The sequence below is a fragment of the Vibrio sp. 2132-1 genome (assembly GCF_033344315.1).
In genome coordinates, this window is record NZ_JAWPON010000855.1 from 1 (window position 1) to 519 (window position 519).

The 519-nt window shown below is 45.7% G+C and carries 1 protein-coding gene and 1 pseudogene; both read right to left on the minus strand.

The window, feature by feature from the left end; translation table 11 throughout:
- Positions 1–233 (minus strand): annotated as a pseudogene (locus R8N47_RS28385) (OmpA family protein); the annotation flags it as partial.
- Between the two features lie 9 nt (positions 234–242).
- On the minus strand, positions 243–519 hold a 277-nt coding region (locus R8N47_RS28390), incomplete at its 5' end, for a hypothetical protein (RefSeq protein WP_318186505.1).

Sequence of the window (519 nt, forward strand, 5' to 3'; positions counted from 1 at the left end):
TCCAGACTTGTCGCATCTGCTTCACGGATATTGAATTTGTCGAAATCAAAGTGCTCTGCAACGGCAATATGAATTTCTCGCTGCGGCGCTAAGCACTCACTAATAAGAAATTTAGAGACATTCACATCGGAGAATTTCTCTCGGTTTTCTTGGCTCACGTAAGTTTCGGTAGCGCAACCTGCTAACAATGCACCAATCATAATGCCGCTCAACAAGCGAATCGTCGTTTTCATGTGACCCTCTTATAACTTGCCAACTAGGTTAATGAACACGCCTGATGCGTCGTAGTCATCATCATTCGCAAGGTTGCTGTCAAAGCCTGAGAAGTTATAGCCGACGCCGACTTTGAAGTTGTCGCCAAGATGTTTGTTCACTGAAATCAGCGCACCTTGCTCTAACTCATCGTAGGTCGAATCGGTCTTCCAATGGTACTCGCCTGTCACGTCCCACTCTTTCATCACTCGGTAAGAAGCACTTAAGCCGTACAATGAGATTTTGCTGTCAAGCGGAATGTCTTCA